At 46.5% G+C, this 23,503-nt stretch carries 6 protein-coding genes; all 6 read left to right on the top strand.

Annotation, left to right across the window (positions count from 1 at the left end; translation table 11 throughout):
* The first annotated feature begins 42 nt into the window (after positions 1–42).
* Positions 43–1,956 carry a helix-turn-helix domain-containing protein gene (locus tag DTQ70_RS15770; protein ID WP_122931697.1) on the top strand — a complete coding sequence of 638 codons (1,914 nt, stop codon included), beginning with the start codon at positions 43–45 and terminating at the stop codon, positions 1,954–1,956.
* A 183-nt stretch (positions 1,957–2,139) separates the two neighbouring features.
* Positions 2,140–2,703, top strand: a complete 564-nt coding sequence (locus tag DTQ70_RS15765; RefSeq protein ID WP_122931696.1) for a hypothetical protein — start codon at positions 2,140–2,142, stop codon at positions 2,701–2,703.
* A gap of 11 nt (positions 2,704–2,714) precedes the next feature.
* Positions 2,715–10,319, top strand: a complete 7,605-nt coding sequence (locus DTQ70_RS15760) for a choice-of-anchor Q domain-containing protein (protein WP_164490066.1) — start codon at positions 2,715–2,717, stop codon at positions 10,317–10,319.
* 203 nt (positions 10,320–10,522) lie between these two features.
* Positions 10,523–13,321, top strand: a complete 2,799-nt coding sequence (locus tag DTQ70_RS15755; RefSeq protein ID WP_164490065.1) for an ATP-binding protein — start codon at positions 10,523–10,525, stop codon at positions 13,319–13,321.
* 140 nt (positions 13,322–13,461) lie between these two features.
* Positions 13,462–22,794 carry a LamG-like jellyroll fold domain-containing protein gene (locus DTQ70_RS15750; protein ID WP_164490064.1) on the top strand — a complete coding sequence of 3,111 codons (9,333 nt, stop codon included), beginning with the start codon at positions 13,462–13,464 and terminating at the stop codon, positions 22,792–22,794.
* A 141-nt stretch (positions 22,795–22,935) separates the two neighbouring features.
* On the top strand, positions 22,936–23,499 hold the full coding sequence (locus DTQ70_RS15745; protein ID WP_122931692.1) for a nuclear transport factor 2 family protein: 564 nt from the start codon (positions 22,936–22,938) through the stop codon (positions 23,497–23,499).
* Positions 23,500–23,503 lie beyond the last annotated feature (4 nt).

The raw sequence follows: 23,503 nt of genomic DNA, 5'->3' as shown, positions 1-23,503 counted from the left end.
TTATTTGCCTTAACTTGCAATCCGATTTGATAGGATTGAAAAATGTACCCAACGGATAAAAACTTTATTGAACAACTTAATCAACTCATAGATAAAAATATTCTAAACCGTGATTACTCTATTGATGATATATGCCTTGAACTAGGAATGAGCCGTTCTCAGTTGTTTCGGCTCGTAAAAGAGGAGACAGACCTCTCTATTTCGCGTTATATCCGTCGTCGGCGTTTGTTGAAAGGGAAAGAATTAATTGAAACTACCGACCACAAAATAGCCGAAGTGGCATACGAAATCGGCTTGGATAGCCCCCAAACTTTTACCAAGTATTTTACTGAAGAATTTGGCGTTTCTCCCTCCGAATACCGTAAAAATAGAGAAAAAGAATCCTTTGAGGAAACTTCGCCTGAGGAGTTAGAGGTTGTTCAAGTGTCTAATAGTCAGGATGTTGAGGAGGTGGTTGAGGGTGCGTTACCTGTTGCAAATAAGCAAGGTAAATACAAGTATATGGCGTTGGCTTTGCTGGTGATTGTGCTCGTAGCAGTGGGGTTTTGGATTATTAAAGGGAGCGGGGCATTCAGCGAATCAGAAAATTCCATTGCGGTTTTGCCTTTCAAAAGCAACGGGAATTCTGAGGCGGTGTTGTTAGCTGAGGGCGTAACTGATCAAATCCATGGCTCATTGGCCACCCTAAGGCACCTAAAAGTTATTTCTAAAAATTCATCAGAGCTCTTTAGAGAGTCAAAAAAAACAGTTCCTCAAATCGCTTCTGAACTGCGCGTAGCCTATGTTTTGGGCGGGACGACAACCCACAATGGAGCGCGTGTGCGGATAACGATGGAGCTGGTAAAAGCATCGGAAGATCGGGTGGTATGGATAAGACAGTACGAAGGTAAAGCGAGCGAAATTATTGACTTGATTAATAAAATAGCCCAAGACATCACTAAACGATTTCAGTTAAAGCCTTCACAATCACTGGCTGCCAAGTCAAACCAGATGCCAACCGATAACCCACAAGCCTACAATGAATATTTGCAGGGAAAACAATTGCTGGCGACTCGAACCAAAGAGAAACTCTTGGCAAGCATCACAAAATTTGACAGAGCAATCGCCTTGGATTCAAATTTTTCGGATGCCTACGCTTGTAAAGCGAGTGCGTATTTTAGCTTGGGAAATTTGAGCCACATTGACCTCGACTCAAGTTTTAGAATGACCGAGCGAGAAGTACTAAAGTCCATTCGACTAGATGCTGACAATGCCCAAGCGTACGGATTATTAGCCGCCGTTTACCGAGATGAATACCGCTGGGAACAAGCAAACTCTACGTTTCAGATTGCTTTACGGTGCAATCCAAACAACGCACAAGTCAATTATTGGTATAGCCTGATGCTGCGTTCGTTGGGGCTGTTGGAGGAAGCTTTGAAGTACAGCAGCCGAGCCGTGGCGTTGGATCCGCTCTCGCCCGTGATTTTGGGCGGACACATCCGCAACTGTTCTTATGCCAATAAGCAAGAAATGACCAAAGAAGTCATTGAGAACGGAAAGTTGTTGTTCAATGATTCCTTTTTATTTTACTGGTCAACGGGCTATCACTATTTGGAAATAAAAGACTATCCTGCCGCACTACGGGATTTGACCAAAGCACGACAACTCAATCCCAGCGTCAAAGGGTTAGAGGCCGCTCTTGTTTATACCAAAGCCCGTTTAGGGCAGGTACCTGCGGCCAAAACGTATCTGGCGACTTTACCCGAAACACCCGACAATTATACCTTTATTGCGATGGTATATGCAGGGCTAAACGACAAACAAAATTGTCTTCGTTATCTTGAGAAAATGGCCTCTTTGGGGAAAACTCCTACCGACGTTAAGGTGTCCCCCTTCTTCCATTTCTTGCGTGGTGAGGCGCGATTTAATGCCTTATTGCAACAGTTTGGCTTAGTGAACTTCAAATTGCCTATCTAAGCTTGTTTTCTAAAAGAAAAGAACGATTTTACTTCAAAAGGGTGATTTTTTAGCGTTTTTCTAAGTTTTTGACTGTATTTTCTAAGTTTTTGACCGTATTGTCTAAGTTTTTGACCGTATTTTCTAACATGGTCAAGGTGGTTTAGACCTACTTTTGGGACATCATTTTTCAATTACCTATCAATGAAAAAGGTGTTTTCCATAGCGCACATTACCCTACTTTGCATTGGACTTTGGCTCTGGGCGTTGGCATGTACATCGCCCGAGCAAAGTTCATTTGAAAGTCAGATTCACTATACTATTGCGACCGAGAACTACGCGGTGCTGGCCGAAAAGGCATTGACCTACCAATCGGATTTCGATTGGGAAGGATGCTCTGATTTATTGGCCGAGGACGTGCAATATTTCTTGCCCGAGAGCGCCCGCCCGCTGGTGGGCAAGGCAGCTGTGTTGGCTTATTGGCGCAATGAGCCCGAGCGGGCGCATCTTCAATCATGGCATTTTAGCCACTTCAATCACATTCCTGTGCATAGCCACCAAGCGCTACCTTTTTCGGGTGTGGCGGGGGTGTACGTGATTTCGATGTTTAGGGGCGAACTGCGATACGTGGATGGTCATACGCGCACGCTGAACCTAAACTGCTGCCTTCATTTCAACGCCCAAAAACGCATTGACCGATGGTATTGTTACTACGTTCCAATACAGACTGAAAGAATGGTTTTAACAAATTACTCAAAGCAATCTTAATGTTTAACCAAATGAAAAAAAGACAATTTACCGTTCTTACTTTGTTGTTATTTATCGTTCTATTAAATGTTAGGGCGCAGCAAACTTTTGTTAATCCTAGTTTACAAAAAAGCACAACTACAACCCATAAACCCGTTAGTCCCTTACGGGAAGTACTCCTTGAAAAACTCAAAACCAAAGACAAAATCAAACTTGATTTGTTTGTTATGAGTCAGTGCCCATTTGGGGTGAGGGCCGAAGAGACGCTGTTACCTTTGGTGAGTGAATTGGGCGAGCGTGTTGAATTCAAACTTCACTTTGTGGGATGGTTGGATCAAAATCAGCGCATTGAAAGTATGCACGGCCAGACGGAAGTAGATGAAAATTTTCGACAAGTCGTCATTGCCAAGTTATACCCCGCGCTTCTTACAAGGTACTTGCTGGCGCGCGCAAAAAATTACCAGAGTAATGATTGGAAAAGTGTGGCCCAGCCGTTGGGGATTCTTCCACAAGTAGTAGAAGAAACAATGGCAAGTGCAGAAGGGCAGCAATGGCTATTGGAAGCGATACGCCCTTCCATGGAGCAAAAAATCTATGCTTCTCCAACGGTTTTGTTGGATGGCGAAAAATACCGAGGGAAAATCATGCCTTTATCAACGACGGGCGCGGCCAATGAAGCCCAGTGTAATACTCCGCCGTCAACCGCCGCCAAAACAGCCGACGCTCAATGCAGTGGTAAACCCGATGGCTCGTCTTGCAATGATGGGAACCCATGCACTCAAACGGATGCTTGTGAAAGTGGTGTGTGCATAGGAAAGAATCCCAAAACGTGCGATGACTCCAACGCGTGTACAACAGATGTTTGTGACAGAGCTACAGGGGCATGTGTTAATACTCCTAAGATTTGTTCAGATAATAGCGAGTGTACCGTTGATGCCTGTAATCCAGCAAATGGGCAGTGCGTTTTTACACTCATTCAATGCGACGACAATAATCCCAATACTATGTGGGCGGGGTGTGATGCATCAACAGGCTGTTATTATAACATTTCTTGCCAAGCTTATCCCAATAATATTGCCTATGTCAATGCGGCTGCCATGGGTAGCAACCTTGGTAACTCATGGGCAAACGCCTTTACTGATTTGCAAAATGCTTTGTTTGCGGCTAAAAACTGCGGAGTTACCCAAATTTGGGTGGCGAAAGGGACGTATAAGCCTACTCAAAGCAATGACCCTACTATTGCATTTGAGATGGTCAATGGGGTGGCGATTTACGGAGGGTTTGATGGGATAGAAACGCAGCTTTTGGAGCGCAACTGGCAAACAAATGTAACAACCTTGAGCGGAGACATTGGTACGAGTAACAGCGATGATAATAGTTACAGTGTTATCAATAATAACAATAACGGACTGACTGCAACAGCCATACTTGATGGTTTTACCATCACTGGAGTGAGCAGTACTAACCCAGATGCTGGAGCAATGCGCAATATTTCTTCCTCACCTACCATTCGTAACTGTACTTTTATTGGAAACACAGCACTCTTTGGTGGGGGAATGCAGATAAGGAATGCCTCACCTAACATTATCAATTGTGTGTTTCAAAGTAACATTGCAAAGGGCCCGACTAATTCAGGCGGTGCTATCTATATACAGGGGAGTACCTCTTCGCCACAAATCACGAATTGCCGTTTTATTGGTAACTTAGGATTTGGCTTTGGGGGAGCTGTTAGCGTCTCTGGGGGAACTCCCACTTTTAATAGTTGTATCTTTTTGGGAAACAAAAGTAGTATGAAAGGGGGAGGGTGTAGTTTAATCTCGGATGGTACTACCCAACCCATTTTCAATAATTGTAGTTTTTCGGGAAATGAAGGTAGGGCACTATGGGTAAGCGTAGATGTAAGCACTACGCTCAAGAACTGCATTTTCTGGGGGAATGATGGTGAAATTGTCAATGAGAATGGAACGGTGGCGGCGAGTTATTGCATTGTGCAGCAGGGAAGCGGGGTATATCCTGGTATTGGCAACTTAAACGTTAACCCACTGTTCATCAGTCAACCATCCATAGGTTTGGGTACAACAGGTGACCTCCGCCTGCAAGGCTGTTCACTAGCCATCGATGCAGGAACAAATCAGGGTATTCCCACTACCGACTTAGAAGGTAACGCTCGGGTGAATGCGATTGGAGGAGGTGGTACGGTGGATATAGGCGCGTACGAATACCAGGGAGTTTTATCAACGACGGCCCGCTGGTACGTTAATGCGGCAATAGGTACGCCAGGAAATGGGACAAGTTGGAATTGTGCGTTTAAGGACTTGCAAAGTGCTTTGGCCGTTGCATCGAGTGGGGACGAAATCTGGGTAGCAGCGGGGACGTATAAGCCTAACGCTGATCTTTATGGCAATACGTCTCCTGCTAATTCCCGAACCAAAACCTTTGTGATGAAGAATGGGGTGAAAATTTACGGCAGTTTTTTAGGCGTGGAAACCGCCCTTTCAGAGCGTACCTTCGCCGTGATGGTGGCCAATAAAAGCATCTTGAGTGGAGATTTAAACGATGATGATGCCACCACGGGCAATGCTGAAAACAGTTATCACGTCATCTATAATAATGATAACGGCTTAACCACGGCCAATTCGCTTTTGGATGGCTTTACCATCACGGGCGGGAATGCCAATGGAGGAGGGGAAAACAGCAACGGTGGCGGGATGCACAACAAAAAATCCTCACCGAGCCTTGTAAATTGTATCTTCTCGGGTAATGTGGGCGGTTTTGGAGGTGGGATGCATAACAACGACTACGCCTCACCGAGTCTTATAAATTGTACTTTCTCGGGCAATTACTCCAACGTCACTGGCAGTGGGATGGATAACAGTAACAACTCCTCGCCGAGTCTTGTAAATTGTGTCTTTTCGGGCAATCAGGCAAACGATAATGGCGGTGGGATGCATAATTACGATAGCTGCTCACCGAGCTTAGTGAATTGTAGCTTCAGGGGTAATCAGACTGGCACTGTTGGCGGCGGGATGTGTAACATCAAAAACTCCTCACCGAGTCTTGTAAATTGTGTCTTTTCAGGCAATCGGGCAAACGATAATGGCGGCGGGATGTATAACCAACAATCTTCACCGAGCTATGTGAACTGTAGCTTCGCGGGCAATCAGGCAAACAGGTACGGCGGCGCGATATGCAACAACTTGTTGGCTGCACCGAGCTTTAAAAACTGTATTCTGTGGGGAAACAGCAGCGAAGTAGAGAACTTTAATAACTCTGTTCCTAGCTACACCAAGACGCTTGTCAAAGGCATGATTATAGGCGGCTTTCAAGGTACAGAAGATCCTCTCTTTGTTAATCAACCTGCTGTAGGGGTCGGCACAGCGGGCGACCTGCGCCTGTGGCCTTGTTCTCCTGCTATCAATGTGGGCAATGATGCAGATAACACCGTCACCACCGATTTGGTCGCCAACAACCGCAAGGTAAGTACTATTGATTTAGGCGCGTACGAATATCAGTCGTCTTCATCCGTTGCCATTACTCCGACACTGGACACTACTAATCCCAGTACATGTGGCGGTTCCGATGGTAGCATTGGCCTAAGTGGATTTTTGAATAATGCTACCTATTCAGTTTCGTATAAGAAGAACAATGTGGCGGTTTCGGCAGCTAATTTTACTTCCAATGGCAGTGGAGCCATTACCTTGACGGGCTTAGGAGCAGGAAGCTATACCGATATTGTGGCTACGTACGGAGCCTGCGTTAGCAATGCGGTGACGGCGAGCCTTGAAGCCCCTGTTCCACCTACGGCAACGATTGCAAGTAACAACAGCCCGATTTGTAGCGGTAACAATGCGACTTTCAGTATCAACGGCACAACTGGCGCAACGCTGACTTATACGTTAACGGGTCTGATGGGGAATCAAACGTTGCTTTTGGACGGGACGAATCAGGCGATTGTGGCCAACAATGCGACGTCAGACGTGACGCTCACACTCGTAAGTGTTACCAAAAACAGTTGCCTTGTAAGCCTGAATGCAACCAGCACGGTGACGGTGAATCCATTGCCTACGGCGACGATTGCAAGCAACAACAGCCCAATTTGTTCGGGTAACAATGCGACTTTCAGCGTCAACGGCACCAACGGCGCAACGCTGACTTACACGCTAACGGGTCTGGTGGGTAACCAAACGTTGCTTTTGGACGGGACGAATCAGACGATTACAGCCAACAACGTGACATCAGACGTGACGCTTACGCTGGTAAGTGTTACCAAAAACAATTGCCTTGTGAGCCTGAATGCAACCAGCACGGTGACGGTGAATCTATTACCTACGGCGACGATTGCAAGCAACAACAGCCCAATTTGTTCGGGAAACAATGCGACTTTCAGCGTCAACGGCACTACTGGCGCAACGCTGACTTATACTTTAACGGGTCTGACGGGGAATCAAACGTTGCTTTTGGATGGGACGAATCAGGCGATTACGGCCAATAATGCGACAGCAGACGTGACGCTCACACTCGTAAGCGTTACCAAGAATAATTGCCTTGTGAGCCTGAACTCGCCCAGCACGGTGACGGTGAATCCATTGCCTACAGCGACGATTGTAAGCAGCAACAGCCCGATTTGTTCGGGTAACAATGCGACTTTCAGCGTCAATGGCACTACTGGCGCAACGCTGACTTATACGCTAACGGGTCTTATGGGTAACCAAACGTTGCTTTTGGACGGGACGAATCAGGCGATTGTGGCCAATAATGCGACGGCAGACGTGACGCTTACGCTGGTGAGTGTTACCAAAAACAATTGCCTTGTAAGCCTGAACGCAACCAGCACGGTGACGGTGAATCCATTGCCTACGGCGACGATTGTAAGCAGCAACAGCCCGATTTGTGCTGGAAACAATGCGACTTTCAGCGTCAACGGCACTACTGGCGCAACGCTGACTTATACGTTAACGGGTCTGACGGGTAATCAAACGTTGCTTTTGGACGGGACGACTCAGACGATTACGGCCAATAATGCGACATCAGAGGTGACGCTTACGCTGGTAAGTGTTACCAAAAACAATTGTCTTGTAAGCCTGAACGTAACCAGCACGGTGACGGTGAATCCATTGCCTACGGCGACGATTGCGAGCAGCAACAGCCCAATTTGTTCGGGAAACAATGCGACTTTCAGCGTCAACGGCACTACTGGCGCAACGCTGACTTATACGCTAACGGGTCTGACGGGTAATCAAACGTTGCTTTTGGACGGGACGAATCAGGCGATTGTGGCCAATAATGCGACGGCAGACGTGACGCTCACACTCGTAAGCGTTACCAAGAATAATTGCCTTGTAAGCCTGAACGCAACCAGCACGGTGACGGTGAATCCATTGCCTACGGCGATGATTACGGGAACAACAACAGTTTGTCAGAATGCAACTTCACCAAAAATCACTTTCACGGGAGCGGGTGGTACAACGCCTTATACGTTCACGTACAAAATTAACAACGGCTCAGAGCAAACCATCGTCACGACCAGTGGCAATAGCGTAAGCTTAGATGCCCCGACGGGTCAAGTAGGAATAGTTGAATATAATTTAGTGCGTGTCAAAGATGGCTCTTCGACGCTATGTAGCCAAACAACCCAAACGGGTGGCGTAACAGTGACGGTTCAAGGCAAGCCCACTATTACGCTCAGCACCTTACAACAAACGTTAAACGAAGGTAATTCTCAAGTTTTGTGCGACACGGATGCGAATCCTGTAAACGGTTTACAGTTTACGGTTTCGGGTTCGTGTGTGGTGGGAAATCCCGTTTGGCGGGTACAAGTGGGCAGTGGCGGATGGAGTGAGTGGTCAGCCAATGCCCCAGTTTCCCAATCGTCCAATAACCAACCCCACCGCTACCAAGCGGCTTGCGACGCGAGTTGCCCCGTGACTTACACGAATCCGATTGAATTGACGATTAACTACCGCTCTTCGACGCCACAGAATGTGTCGCTAGTTGCTGATGGGGTGAGTGTAACGGTAGGTGAGACGAAAGAAGTATGTAATATTGAAGGCAATGCGATAACTTTTAATGCGACCTGTGGATTGGGGGAAGTTCTTCTTTATTCGGTGGATGGAGCCGAGTACAGCAGCACGCTTCCAGTACAGTTGGTGGATGGTCAGTACCACAATTACCGCGTACGTTGCCGCAAGTCGGATGGGACGGTCTCCTGTGTGGAGACCGAATCGGGAGTGATGCGTTTGCGAATCGTGAGCAGTTCGTTGGTAGCCCCCGTGGCGAGTTTGAACGTGACGAGCGGCTGTGGCAGTCCCGTGACGTTTAGTGGCACGGCCAACTGCGGAGCGTTGACAACGATTTGGTACAATGCCGTTACGAACTTAGCTTTACCAAGCTTGCCGAATCAAACACCGACGGAAACGACATCGTACTACGCTCGTTGCCAAGCGGGCGGTGGTTGTTTAAGTGAAAAGAGCAACGTGGTGACTTACACCGTAATACCTGTTGGGGTAGCCCCTGTAATTACGGTGAGTCAAGACATCGTTTGTACAGGCACAACGGTAAAAATTTCGGCCAATTGCCCCGCAGGAAGCCAAACGTTTTGGAATACAGGAGTGACAGCGTCAAGTTTTGAGGTAGCTTTCAGCAACGTGACGAAGCAGACTTACTGGGCGAAGTGTGTTTTTTCGGGTGGTTGCCAAAGTGCGGAAAGTGTTCGCAAAGATGTTTACTGGAACGCGTTCGTAGTGACATTGATAAACATTGGCGAGAGCAAATCAGCGATAAAAACCAACGACCGTGCAGCGTGGTCGAGCCAGTTCATCACGCGCGATGGCGGCCCCGAATTGGAGCAAAGTACGCAGGTAAATCCAACCTTGTATTTTGTAGAAAACGCCAACAAAATGGCTCCTCGTTACTGGACAATCAACGTAGAAGCGTGCGGATTAAGCACTGATGGTTCGTTGACATTTGACATGTTGGCGACGCCCGAGATGGGTGTGATACGCTCCTTCAATACGCACGAGAATAACGCGCCGTACTTCATGTACGCCAACCGTGAGGGCTGGACGGAGCTTTATGCCCAAAACCATCCTGCCTACGGTTTCTACCAAGACAACGGTGCAGGTGGTAACATATATGATGCAGGTTTACCCAAAGGCTTATACAAACTAGGCATTCGATATTGGGACCAAAAAGGTTGGGGCAGCATTTATCCTTCGACGCGGAAAGCACAAGGAAATGTGTTGGCCTATCAAGAATATTGGTTCAGAATCCAGTCGAAAGACGGGGTAGGCGTGGGAGCAGCGAGAGAAGGGGCAAATGGCAGTGGTCAAGTGGCAAAGGGCAAGGAGCAAGGGGCAAGTGTGCAAGAGGCAAGGGGCGAAGAAGGGGTATTCGCCACCGTTCTGCCCAACCCAGTCACACATACGCTCCGCCTGAAAGTGCAAGATAGTAAGGGGCAAGTGGTGCAAGCGGCGTTGACGGACGCAGCGGGTCGTGAAGTTTTGAGTCGCCAATTTGTGCCTGTGACGAACACCCACCAAGAAGAATTTGGGGTAAGTGCGTTACCGACGGGAATGTATTTCTTGAAGGTGACGACTTCTGAAAAACAAGCGACGCTGAAGGTGGTGAAAATGGAGTAGTGTTTCAAAAAGATGGGCTATATAGTTAATAGAGACCTACCCCTTCTGCATTTTTTTTAAAGGCAACAATATATATCTTTGCTCTTGATGATTAGTAATTACTTTTTAGCAAGTGTTGCCTTTTGTTTATGAATATTTTTTTGAATTTAAGCCCCAAATATATACCGATAAGCTGTGTCTTTTTTGTGTTATTTTTGGGATGCTTGAATTCTTTTGCACAGCAAAAAACAAGGGTTGAAGACCTCAAAAAAGCGCAACTATACCTCGAAAAAGCGGAGTGGTTTAGGTATGAACCACAGTTTAACTACGACAGTACGCTTTATTACGCAAAAAAAGCGCTTACCGTTTTGGAGAAACAGCCCAGTAAGTCGTACACACAACTGATAGAGGCCTATCTAAAACTTGCTTCTTATGAGCTCATTCCCGCTCAAAAAGACAGTGCGTTGCTTACCGCTGAAAGGTATAGTAAAATGATAAACAGTAATATTCTGAAATATAGGGTATTGTATAGGATTTCTGATAGAGGGTGGGCAGGTTATAAAACCCAAGATCGAGATGTGTTTAAAGAAGCAAATGCGCTGATTGAAGATAATAATGACCCTGCTATCAAAGCAGAATATGAATTTGGGCTAGGTGGATACTACGCAAAGTCAACGGATGGCAAAGAGTTTGGCCGAGCTTGTTTGCTCAGAAGTCTTGCGTATTACCAGACGAAGGACGATAAGTTATCGTTGCAGAGGAGGGCTTCAATTTACATGAGCCTTCATAACTTGAAATTTGTGGAGAACCAAATGGACTCGGCCAAACTATACCTTGAGAAAATTGAACCGTTATTGCCAGAAGTGCCTTTGATGATTCAGTTGAGTTATTTGGGGATACGGGTCAATTACCATAAAACACTGAAGCAACTGGAGATTGCTCAGGCTTATGCAAGTGAGTATTTGAGATTATTGGAAAAATACAAACTTCAAAACTCCCACCATGGGCAAATGGGGCTGTTCAATCTGGGACATATTTATTTTTTAAGAGGAAACAATGATGAGGCTATTGCTTACTACAAGCAAGCGTTAGCCCTTGGAGAATCGCTGAATATTCATTCGACGGATTACGATATTTGGCACTATACGGCCGATGCTTATGAGAAAAAAGGAGACTTTAAGAATGCGTATGAAGCTCAGAAAAAATTCCTTGCCGAAGCGGTAAAACGGTTAGATATAAACCATCATAATGCGGTTAAAGAACTTGAAATTCAGTATGATTTAAAAGAAAAAGCAAAGGCGCAGATTAAGCAAGCTTTTGAACGTAAAATGCTGATTGGTTCGGTTGTTTTATTGGTGATTTTAGTGTGCTCGTTGGCTTTTTTTTACCTAAAAAGCCGACGAGCACAGCGAATCATTGCTCAACAGTCGGAAGCCCTTCACCAATTGGACGCGGCCAAGTCGCGTTTTTTTGCCAATGTTTCGCATGAATTACGGACGCCACTGACCTTGATGCTCGCGCCTCTAAGTACGATTATAAAAAGTGGGACATTAGATACCAAAAATCAAAGGTTGGTTGGTTTGATACGGCAAAATGCCGAGCATCTTTTGAAGCTGGTTAATGAGATTTTGGATTTGAACAAGCTAGAAGTGGGTAAATTAGAAGTACGCGAAGAACCAGTGGTGCTCTATAATTTTATCCGCCGAATTGCAGCTAATTTTGAATCAGCGGCGGCGGCACGACACATCCGTTTTGTCTTTACGTATAGAATTGATACGTATTTGCAGTTCCTTCTTGATAAAGATAAAGTACAAAAAATAGTAAACAATTTGCTGTCAAATGCAGTCAAGTTTACGGCTGAAAACGGTACGATAACAATCACGGTAGAGGAACACCAACATCGGATTTGTATCAAAGTCGCGGATACGGGGCGAGGAATCCACCCTGAGGATTTACCGCGCATTTTCGACCGATTTTATCAATCCAATCAAGCCGATGCACTCGTGGAGGGAGGTACTGGAATCGGACTTTCGCTGTCTGCCGAACTAGCCAAGCTCATTGACGGTCAGTTGCAAGTGGAAAGTGTTCTAAAGGAAGGCTCCGTCTTTTCATTTTATTTCCCCAAGAAAGAGGTATTGACGACCATCAATGATGCCGAAGCGTACGAAATAGGACAGCCACTTCCGTTGACTCAAGAAGTAGATTTAGGAGTAATGACGTTTGCTACACCCATTGAGGAAGGGCAAAAAGAGACGATTCTAATCGTAGAAGACAACCAAAGCTTGCGGGAGTATTTAGTACTGATTTTACAGGATAAATACAAGGTTTTAAAAGCAGAAAACGGCCAAGTAGCGATGCAAAAGCTGAAAATATACCCCAAGCCTTCGCTGATTCTGACAGACGTGATGATGCCAGTGCTAGACGGATACCAACTGGTGAATATACTCAAAACGGACGATGACCTTTGTACCATCCCAGTGATTATGCTAACTGCCCGTGCCGAACTGCAGGACAAACTCAAGGCGCTGCGTATCGGGGTCGATGATTATTTGGTAAAACCATTTGAAGAAGAAGAGCTTTTGGTACGGATGAGTAACCTTTTGCAGTACGCCCAAAAACGCGCAACGGAGCCGCTTACCGTTGAAAAAGAAGAGGTTGCTTTGGGAAATAGTTCAGAAACTGACGTCGCGCCTGTGGTATCGGTAAATGACATGGTATGGTTGGCACAATTGGAAAGTCGCGTGAAACTTCATCTCAAAGAAACCGACTATTCGGTGGAGCGAATGGCGGATGATATGGCACTAAGCCGCACGCAGTTGTTTCGCAAACTTAAAAATTTAACGGGGCTTTCGCCTCAGCAATACTTGCAAGAAGTACGCTTGCAGCAAGCCTTGTATTTGCTAGAAACCAGGCAAGAACAGTCAGTCAAAGCGGTTTGCTATGCGGTGGGGTTGTTGCAGGTGAAGCATTTTTCGCAGCAGTTTCATCGGCGTTTTGGCAGACTGCCCTCTTCTTATTTGTAGGCGTTTCGTAGGTTGCAACATTCGTGTACCCTACTTGCAACACCTGTACCCCTTCTGAAACCTGCGTGTACCTTGGTTGCAACATGGCTTTGCACGCCGCCTTTTTTCTTTGTGACTATTCATACTTTGCCTTACTCAAGATGAAAAGTCATTTACTTTTTCGATGCTCGCTACTTTTGTTGAGTAGTTTATTCACTTTACTTATTGTGGGAAACAGCCATGCCCAGACCATTCGCTACGTGAAGGTAGGGGCTTCAGGCAACGGTTCTTCGTGGGCCAATGCCTCAGGCGACTTGCAGGCGATGATTAATGCCTCGGCTGATGGCGACCAAGTGTGGGTGGCCGCAGGTACCTACAAGCCCAGTAGCACAGGCGATCGTAACGTCTCTTTTTCCATAAAATCAGGGATGAAAATGTACGGAGGTTTTCCTGCTTCTGGTGAGCCAACGATGGCTGACCGTAACTGGAAGACCAACCCAACAATTCTAAGTGGTGACTTGAATAATAACGATCAGGTTACTGGAAGTGGTAGTACGTTGAGTATCACAGGCAACGACGAGAATAGCCGTCATGTGGTGATTTTATTGAGTGGGACAACAAATACGACAGTATTGAATGGTTTTATTATAAAAGGAGGCAATGCAAATGGGAGTTCGTCCCCTCAAAATAGTGGTGGTGGAATACTCACCGAAAACGCCTACACTTCAATTGAAAATGTCCTTTTCATCGGAAATTCAGCAGGAAGAGGGGGCGGGTTGTATTCGAGTTTTAGCCCTGGTACAGTTATAAATACTCAGTTTGAAAAAAATTATGCTGTTGAATGGGGAGGGGCAGTCGTCAATCATTACACACAGGCTACCTTCATTAATACGGTATTTACGGGAAATTATGCCCAAAGTTTAGGGGGAGGAATCAGTAATAATACGGCGTACCCAACCCTTATTAATGTAACAATGGTCGGTAATTATGCGGGTAGCGGGGCTGCATTAGAAGGCTCATCTTCTGATATAAGTATCCGTAATAGTATTATTTGGGGGAATGGTAACAGCGGTATTACTCGACAGGAAGGATCGCTTGCTATCTCCAATTCAATTATTGAGGGAGGGGACGGTGGCAGCCTTGGCAGTAACCCCCAGTTTATGGATGCTGCTAACGGAGATTTTCGATTACAAGCTTCGTCCTGTGCGATTAACGCGGGCAACAACTCAGCGGTGCCTTCGGATGTGTTGACAGATGCGGGGGGAAATCCGCGCTTTTTCAACAATGGGACGGTGGACATAGGCGCGTATGAATTTCAAGGTAATTATCAAGCTAAATCCTTACCCGCCGAAACTACCAATAATAGCCTTTATTTTGACGGGGTAAACGACTTTGTTGAAATTCAAGGAGTAAACACGTCTAATTGTACGCCTGTTTCGCTGGCTGGCGGCAATGCTATTACAATCGAATACTGGTTTAAAGGAACCAATATCCAGTCGGCAGTACGTTTCCAAAGCGGCACTAACTATATCAGTGCGGGTTGGGGGACGCCTGGTAACTTTAAGCATATTCTCTCCAACAGCGGAGGTACTAATGGGGTAGCCGTGGGAACAGCCGTTACCGACGGTAACTGGCACCATGTAGCCGTTACTTGGCAAAAAGGCGTTGCTAATGGTTTTAAATCCTACTTAGATGGGCAATTGGTAGATCAAAAAGACGCAGCCAATACAGATTTGCCTTCATTTAGCGGCGGGCTAACCTTAGGTTCATTCAATGGAATAGATGAATTTATGAATGGCAGCTTAGATGAGGTGCGAGTGTGGAATGTAGCACGTTCACAATCCGAAATACAGTCGGGGCTTTGTGGGGAATTGAGTTTGCCTCAGACGGGCCTAGTGCTGTATTATAAATTTAATCACGGTACGGCAAGTGGCACCAATTCGGCAAATAACGCACTCCTAAACAGTGTCAATGGAAATCAGTTGTTGGGAGAATTGAAAAACTTCAGTCTCAGTGGAAACACCTCCAACTATGTGGCAGGTAAATTGACCTCAAAAATCCGCTACGTCAAAGCGGGGGCATCAGGAACGGGTACCTCGTGGGCCGATGCGTCGGGTGATTTACAAGCCATGATTGATGCCAGTTGCGTGGAAGAAGTGTGGGTAGCCGCAGGAACCTACAAACCCACCACGGCAACAGCCAATGTGGGTGTTACTTTTGCTCTGAGAAACGGCGTGAAGCTCTTGGGTGGGTTTCCTGCTACCAACAACCCCACGTTGGCCGACAGAAACTGGGTACTTAATCCGACCATTTTGAGCGGCGATATTGGAACTGTTGGCTCCGAAAGAGATAATTCATTTCATGTCGTCTCCATCCTTGACATCGGCGGTAGTTCTCCAAACCCAACAACGCTTGACGGGTTCATCATTTCGGATGGCTATGCCGATGATAGAAATGATATTAACAATTCGTATAATGTTGGAGGGGGAATTTATATTTATGGCAACTCACCCGTCATTCAAAACTGTATTCTGAGAAATAACTTTGGTAGAATCACTGGCGGTATGGCGGTAGCCTTCTCTAATCCGACGATTTCCAACTGCCAATTTTATAATAATCGCGGTAATACTTCGGCTATTAAGTTTGAAAATTCATCCCCCAACCTAAAAAACAGTACATTCCACAGTACTACTACTCGTCTCATTGAGAGTGCAGCGGGTGCGAGTGTTACCATCGCCAATTGTATTATTTGGGGGAACGATGCCCCAGTAGCCAATACGGGAGGAGGCACTGGTATTAGTTATTCAATCGTTCAGGGTGGGTATGCTGGAACGGGTAATCTCGGTGGTGACCCAGATTTTCTGGATGCCGCCAACGGAAATTTGAAAGTAAGTCCTTTTTCGTGTGCCATTGATGGCGGAACAAATTCGGTTGTTGTTTCGGGAGAAACGGATTTTGATAAAAACCCGCGTATCTATAACAACGGTACGGTTGATATGGGTGCTTACGAGTACCAAGGTACACGACAAATTGTATCCCCCATCATAACTACTAACAACGCCCTTCATTTTGACGGTACCAATGATTACGTCAGTCTGTCACCCGTAAGCCCTGTTAATTGTACTTCAGCCACCCTTACCCTCAGCGATGCCCTCACCATCGAGTATTGGTTTAAAGGAACCAATATCCAGTCGGCGGTGCGTTTTCAAAGCGGTGCTAACTACATCAGTTCGGGCTGGGGGACGGCTGGTAACTTTAAGCACATTCTCTCCAACAGCGGAGGCACCGATGGCGTAGCCGTAGGGGCAGCTGCTACCGATGGCAACTGGCACCACGTGGCCATGACTTGGCAAAAAGGAACTACTAACGGTTTCAAGTCTTACTTAGATGGCCAATTGGTAGAACAAAAAAATGCCACAAACACCGATTTGCCCTCTTTTAGTGCAGGTTTGTCTTTGGGCTCGTTGAATGGAGCGGGTGAATTTATGAACGGTAGCTTAGACGAAATAAAAGTTTGGAACGTAGTCAGAACACAAGCGGAGATACAGGCAGGGCGATGTGGTAATTTATCACTTCCCCAAACGGGTTTATTGATGTATTATCAATTTAACCATGGTGTTGTCAACGGTAATAACGCAAATGTGAACAAGCTGACTAATCTTGCCGATCCTAATAATTCCTATATAGGTACGTTGAATGGTTTTGCGTTGGAAGGAAGTACCTCGAACTGGGTAGCTGCTCCGACAGGCCCCCCTATACGTTATGTCAAACCAGGAGGTACGGGCGATGGAAGTAATTGGGCAAATGCTTCGGGAAATCTACAAGCGATGATTGACGCCGCGTGCGTAGAACAAGTCTGGGTGGCCGCAGGGACGTACAAGCCCAGTAGCTCGTCAGGATGTACTAATTGTGATACGAACCGCGACTATTATTTTTTACTCAAAAATGGAGTGAAATTGTACGGAGGGTTTGCAGGAACTGAAACGTCGGTGAATGACCGAAACATCGCAGCCAATCCTACCATTTTGAGCGGCGACCTTTTGGGGAACGACGGGGCTAATTTTGCTAATACCGACGATAATACATATCACGTCGTGGTCGCTGCCTTTTCGACTACTACGCCTACCACAGAAATGGATGGCTTCACCATTAGAGGAGGAAATGCAACTGGTAGTTTTTCGGTAAGTATCAATGGCCAATCAGTCAATCGGAGTGATGGGGGTGGGATATATATTTTTGGTGGAACAACCATGCTGAAAAATAACACCATCACCAAAAATCAATCGTCAAATGGCGGTGGTGTTTATACAAGAGACAGCAACATTACGCTGGAAAGTAATACCATTTCGGAAAACAAGTCGTCAAACAGCGGAGGAGGAGCCTATATTTACAACGGAACCAATACGCTGGTTAATAACCTCGTTGTGGGTAATTCGTCCCGAGATGGGGGCGGTTTACACACCTTCTTTGGGGGAGGTATGTTGTTGGTTAACAATACATTTACGGGCAATAGCGCTAGCAGCGGCGGAGCACTTCGTACCTTCTCAACTAACGTTACCTTGAGCAACAATATCCTTTGGGATAACAGCAACGGTACCAACGAAATTATGCAAATTGGTGGTGCCGTCAGTGTCAACAATTCAATCGTGCAGGGAGGTTATGCTGGAAATGGCAATTTAAACACTGAACCGTTGTTTGTAGCCCCCGCCAGCGGAGATTTTCGGCTACAATCGCAGTCCTGTGCCATCAATACAGGTAACAATGGCAGTGTGCCGTCTGGCATTACCACCGACCGAGCAGGCGCTACTCGTATTTTCAACGGAGGGACAGTGGACATGGGAGCGTTTGAGCTTCAAGGAGATAAGCAAGCCGCCACACCCAACCTTCCTGCCTTCACTACCAACAACGCCCTGAATTTTGACGGTAGCAACGACTTTGTGTCTATCTCCACAACCAACGCTGCCAACTGTACGTCTGTACCTTTGAACCTTGGTGATAACTTTACCATTGAATATTGGTTCAAAGGTTCGGACATTCGTTCGGCGGTGTTTCTTAAAGCGGGAAATCAGTTTATCAGTTCGGGTTATGGCTCAGCGGGTAGTTATACCCATACTATTGGTTTTGGAGGAAGTAGTGTTGGCGTATCGGTAGGCCAGGCTGCTACCGACGGAAATTGGCATCACATTGCGATGACATGGCAAAGATTCGATCAAAACGGCTTTAAATCGTATTTGGACGGTGAATTGGTCGAACAAAAATTTGGAATGGCTTTTCCGCTGACCGCCTTTGACACAGGCCTGACGTTAGGAAATAACAACGGTTCTTCGTCAACACCAGAGTACACAAATGGTAGTATTGATGAGCTAAGAATTTGGAATGTTGCTCGAACGCAAGCGGAGATACAGGCGGGACTGTGTGGAAGTTTGTCTCTTCCCCAAACGGGTTTATTAATGTATTATCAATTTGACCACGGGGTTGCCAACGGCAATAATACAAATATTTCAAAACTGGTTAATTCGGCCGACCCCAACGTTTATGCTGGTACGTTAAATGGTTTTGCCCTAAACGGAAGCACGTCAAACTGGGTCGCGCCAAAATCGCTGCCTACCATCCGTTACGTCAAAGCAGGAGCTACGGGGACGGGTAGTTCGTGGGCCGATGCCTCAGGAGATTTGCAAGCGATGATTAATGCAAATTGCGTAGAACAAGTGTGGGTGGCAGCTGGTACTTACAAGCCAGGTACCGCAAGTAGTGCCTATTTTCGCATGAAAGCGGGGGTGAAAATCTATGGTGGCTTCCCTGCAACAGGTACCCCAACGATGGCCGATCGTAATTGGAAAACAAATGTTACTATTCTTAGTGGCGACTTAAACGGGGATGATGTAATAACGGGAAGTGGTAGTACTTTAAGTATTACCAATAACAGGGAGAATAGCATCCAGATTGTCGTGAATTTCTACAATGGCCTAACTAATGATAATTCGCTTTTAGATGGCTTCACCCTAACGGGGGCGTATGCGAGCGATAATAGTGGTGGTGGTATGTCGAATACTGACGCATCTCCAAGCCTGAATAATATTATTTTTACGGGCAATTATGGTCGTTTTGGTGGCGGATTGGGTAATATTGATTCCTCTCCCAAGCTATCCAACGTAACTTTTTCACGTAATCTTGCTGTCAACGGGGGAGGGATGTACAACATCCGTTCTTCTCCAGAATTGAGTAATGTTATTTTTTCGGGGAATAGTGCTAGCAACGGAGGTGGACTCTTCAATTCAAGTGCTAGTTCTACCCCAAGCCTTACTAATGTGACTTTTTTTGACAATGCTGCCAGTGGAAATGGTGGTGGAGTGTATAACATAACGAGTTCCACGCCAGTGGTCAAAAATTCTATTTTTTGGGGAAATAAAAAGGGCAACACGATTAGTAGCATAGAGGGCGATGCTGCAACGGTTACTAATTCTATCATCGAACAGACTACGGGTAGTTATACTGGTACGAATAATAGCAACAAAGATCCGTTCTTTGTCAATGCCGCCGACCCTGACGGGGCTGATAATCAATTCGGAACGGCCGATGATGGTTTAATACTTTCGACTTGCTCTCCCGCTATCAATGCAGGTGAAAATACCAACGCTCCCACAACCGATATTGCAGGTAATCCGCGTATTGTAGGCGGAACCGTGGACATGGGTGCGTATGAATATCAGTCCGCTTCGCCAGCCGCAATCACCCCGTCGGTCAGTATAACTCACCCAACTACTTGCGGGGGGGGTAATGGTAGCATTGTGCTGGGTGGATTCCTAAATGCCACTACGTACAGCGTGACGTATAAAAAGAATAATGTGGAGGTTGCTGCTGCCAATTTCACCTCCAATGGTAGTGGGGTGATTACGCTCACGGGGCTAAGTGCGGGAAATTATACCGAAATAGTAGCGACCTACCGAGCTTGTGTGAGTAATGCCGTTTCTGCGGTCATAAATGACCCTAGCAAGCCAATAGCAATGATGACAGGTACAGCAGTGTTGTGCGTAAATGGCTCCTCTTCGAGCATTACGTTTACGGGGCAAAATGGAATTACTCCTTATATTTTTACCTACAAAATCAACCAGGGGGTATCTCAAAACATTCAAACATCAGGAAGCAACAGTAGCGTGACGGTTTCCGTACCTACAAATGCTTCGGGGGTGTTTAACTATACATTAGAATCGGTATCAAATCCAAATAATTGTAGCCAAGTACAAACGGGCAGTGCGACGGTGACGGTAAATCCTTTGCCAACGGCCACCATTTCGGGTACGACGACGGTATGCCAAAATAGCGCCTCACCCAACATTACTTTCACGGGTTCGAATGCGACGGCACCTTACAAGTTTACGTATAAAATAAACAACGGTCCTGAACAAACGGTGACGACTACGAGTGGCAATAGCGTGACGGTGGCAGTGCCGACGGTAACAGCAGGAGCATTTGTGTACAGTTTGGTAAGTGTATCAGATGGTTCTTCAACTGCTTGTAGCCAAGTACAAAGTGGTAGTGCGACGGTAACGATTCAAGGCAAGCCGACGATTACGCTCAGCACTTTACAACAAACGTTAAACGAAGGCAACAGTCAAGTTTTGTGCGACACGGATGCGAATCCTGTTAATGGTTTACAGTTTACGGTTTCGGGTTCTTGTGTTACAGGTTCGCCCGTTTGGCGGGTACAAGTTGGCAGTGGCGGATGGAGTGATTGGTCGCCCAATGCCCCAGTTTCCCAATCGTCCAATAACCAACCCCACCGCTACCAAGCGGCCTGTGATGCGAGTTGCCCCGTGACTTATACCTTACCAATTGAATTGACGATTAATTATCGTTCTACCGTACCGCAGAATGTGTCACTGCTAGTGGATGGCGTAACAGTGGCCGTAGGGGAGACGAAGGAAGTGTGCAGTTTAGTGAATATGCCGCTTACATTTACTACCAATTGTGGGGCAAATGAAGTGGTTGTTTATTCAGTAGATGGTGGAGAATACAGTGCAGGCGTGCCTGTTGGTTTGGTGGACAACCAATATCACAATTACCGCGTACGTTGTCGTCAATCAGGAGGGACGGTTTCTTGTGTGGAATCAGAGTCGGGTGTAATGCGGTTAAAATTGGTGGCCATTCCATCAGCGCCAACGGTGTCGTTATCATCGACGAGCAGTTGTAACCCATCGGCTAGTTTCAGTGGACAATCGTCATGCGGAAGTTTGCGGACAGTTTGGTACAATGCCACGACGAACGTTGCTTTGCCAAGTCTTCCCGCCACAGTATCCAGCCAAACGACGTCGTACTACGCTCGATGTCAGACGGAAAATGGTTGTGTGAGTGAGAAGAGCAATGTGGTGACATTCACTTTAACACCAACGCAAGTAGCGCCAATCATTACGGCTTCGCAAGACATCGTTTGTACAGGCACAACCGTCACAATCTCGGCCAACTGCCCCGCAGGCAGCCAAACCTTCTGGAATACAGGTGTAACAGCGCCAAGTTTTGAGGTAGCTTTCAGCAACGTAACCAAGCAGACCTACTGGGCGAAGTGCCTTTTTGAAGGTGGCTGTCAGAGCGCCGAAAGTGTTCGCAAGGATGTGTACTGGAATGCGTTTGTGGTAACGTTAATCAACATTGGTGAAAGTAAATCGGCGGTAAAAGTAAACGACCGTTCGGCGTGGAGTAGTCAATTCATCACGCGCGATGGTGGCCCCGAATTGGAGCAAAGTACGCAGGTAAATCCGACGTTGTATTTTGTAGAAAATGTCAACAAGCAAGCCCCTCGTTATTGGACAATCAACGTAGAAGCGTGCGGATTAAGCACTGATGGCTCATTGACCTTCGATATGTTGGCGACGCCCGAAATGGGGGTGATACGTTCGTTCAATACGCACGAGAACAACGCGCCGTATTTTATGTATGCCAACCGTGAGGGCTGGACGGAGCTTTATGCCCAAAACCATCCTGCCTACGGTTTCTACCAAGACAACGGTGCAGGTGGTAACATATATGATGCAGGTTTACCCAAAGGTTTATACAAGTTAGGGATTCGATATTGGGACCAAAAGGGTTGGGGTAGCATTTATCCTTCAACGCGCAAACCTCAAGGCAATGTGTTGGCCTACCAAGAATATTGGTTCAGAATCCAGTCGAAAGACGGGGTAGGTGTGGGAGCAGCGAGGCAAGTGGCAACTGGCAGTGGGCAAGTGGCAAAGGGCGAAGGGCAAGGCGCATTCGTCACCGTTCTGCCCAACCCTGTCACCAATATCCTCCGCTTGAAGGTGCAAGGTAGCAAGGGGCAAGTAGTGCAAGCGGCGTTGATGGATGCCGCAGGCCGTGAAGTTTTAACCCGCCAATTTGTGCCCGAGACGAACACGCATCAAGAGGAATTTGGGGTGAGTGCGTTACCGACGGGGATGTATTTCTTGAAGGTGACGACTTCTGAAAAACAAGCGACATTGAAGGTGGTGAAAGTGCTTTGAGGGTGAAATTTATAATTTTGAATAAGATTTTCGTGTTTTTCTAAGTTTTTGACCGTATTGTCTAAGTTTTTGACCGTATTTTCTAACATGGTCAAGGTGGTTTAGACCTACTTTTGGGACATCATTTTTCAATTACTATCAATGAAAAAGGTGTTTTCCATAGCGCACATTACCCTACTCTGCATCGGACTTTGGCTCTGGTCGTTGGCATGTTCATCGACCGAGCAAAGTTCTTCCGAAAGTCAGATTCACTATACGATAGCGACCGACAACTACGCGGTTTTGGCCGAAAAGGCATTGACCTATCAATCGGATTTCGATTGGGACGCATGTGCGGATTTACTAGCCGACGACGTGCAGTATTTTTTGCCCGAGAGCTCCCGCCCGTTGGTGGGGAAGGCGGCGGTGTTGGCTTATTGGTGCAATGAGCCTCAGCGGGCGCATCTTCAATCGTGGCAGTTTAGCCACTTCAATCACATTCCTGTGCATAGCCACCAAGCGCTACCTTTTTCGGGTGTGGCGGGGGTATATGTGATTTCGATGTTTCGGGGCGAATTGCGTTACGTGGATGGCCACACGCGCACGCTGAACCTGAACTGCTGCCTGCATTTCAACGCCCAAAAACGCATTGATCGATGGTACAGTTACTACGACCAGCATTCAACGACTCCTACTTTGATAACCTTTAAAACAATTACTCTTTAAACTT

Source organism: Runella sp. SP2 (assembly GCF_003711225.1).
In the GTDB taxonomy this organism is placed as follows: Bacteria; Bacteroidota; Bacteroidia; order Cytophagales; family Spirosomataceae; genus Runella.
The sequence above is the reverse complement of the archived record's forward strand: the minus strand, read 5'-3'. Positions and strand labels throughout refer to the sequence as shown.